Genomic DNA, 1252 nt, shown 5'->3' with positions numbered 1-1252 from the left:
CACGGAATGCTTATCTCGGAGCAGGCTTCCCGCTTAGATGCTTTCAGCGGTTATCCCTCCCGAACGTAGCCAACCGGCCGTGCCACTGGCGTGACAACCGGCATACCAGAGGTTCGTCCACCCAGGTCCTCTCGTACTATGGGCAGGCCTCCTCAGCATTCCAACGAGCGCAGAGGATAGAGACCAAACTGTCTCACGACGTTCTGAACCCAGCTCGCGTGCCGCTTTAATCGGCGAACAGCCGAACCCTTGGGACCTGCTCCAGCCCCAGGATGCGACGAGCCGACATCGAGGTGCCAAACCATCCCGTCGATATGGACTCTTGGGAATGATCAGCCTGTTATCCCCGGGGTACCTTTTATCCGTTGAGCGATGCCGCGTCCGTACACCGGCACCGGATCACTAGTCCCGACTTTCGTCCCTGCTCGAGCCGTCGCTCTCGCAGTCAAGCTCCCTTGTGCACTTGCACTCGACACCCGATTGCCAACCGGGCTGAGGGAACCTTTGGGCGCCTCCGTTACTCTTTGGGAGGCAACCGCCCCAGTTAAACTACCCGCCAGGCACTGTCCCAGACCAGGATGACTGGTCGTGGTTAGACATCCAATGCGAACAGAGCGGTATTTCACCTTGCGACTCCGCGCGATCTGGCGACCACGCCTCGACGTCTCCCGCCTATGCTACACAATCCACACCGAATGCCAATACCAAGGTATAGTAAAGGTCCCGGGGTCTTTTCGTCCTTCTGCGCTTAACGAGCATCTTTACTCGTACTGCAATTTCGCCGAGCTCCTGGTCGAGACAGTGGGGAAGTCGTTACGCCATTCGTGCAGGTCGGAACTTACCCGACAAGGAATTTCGCTACCTTAGGATGGTTATAGTTACCACCGCCGTTTACCGGGGCTTGAATTCACCGCTTCCGCAAAAGCATGACGGATCCTCTTAACCTTCCGGCACCGGGCAGGCGTCAGTGCATATACAGCGACTTGCGTCTTCGCATGCACCTGTGTTTTTGGTAAACAGTCGCTACCCCCTGGTCTGTGCCACCCCCAACAGCTCCCCAAGCGAGTTGGTTCACCATCGGGGGTCTCCCTTAAACCGAAGGAACGGGAGTGATTTGCCGAGTTCCTTGACCAGGATTCGCTCGATCGCCTTGGTATTCTCTACCTGACCACCAGTGTCGGTTTGGGGTACGGGCGGACTGACGCCCTCACGCCGAAGCTTTTCTCGACGGCCGGGATCACCGGATCCACGC

At 57.8% G+C, this 1252-nt stretch carries 1 rRNA gene; it reads right to left on the bottom strand.

Annotated elements, in window-relative coordinates:
- Positions 1–1252, bottom strand: a 23S ribosomal RNA gene (locus BG22_RS10765); the annotation flags it as partial.

The organism is Bifidobacterium sp. UTBIF-78 (assembly GCF_006408945.1).
GTDB classification, from domain to species: domain Bacteria; phylum Actinomycetota; class Actinomycetes; order Actinomycetales; family Bifidobacteriaceae; genus Bifidobacterium; species Bifidobacterium myosotis.
Note: the sequence above shows the minus strand (reverse complement) of the source record. Positions and strands in the feature narration are given on the sequence as shown.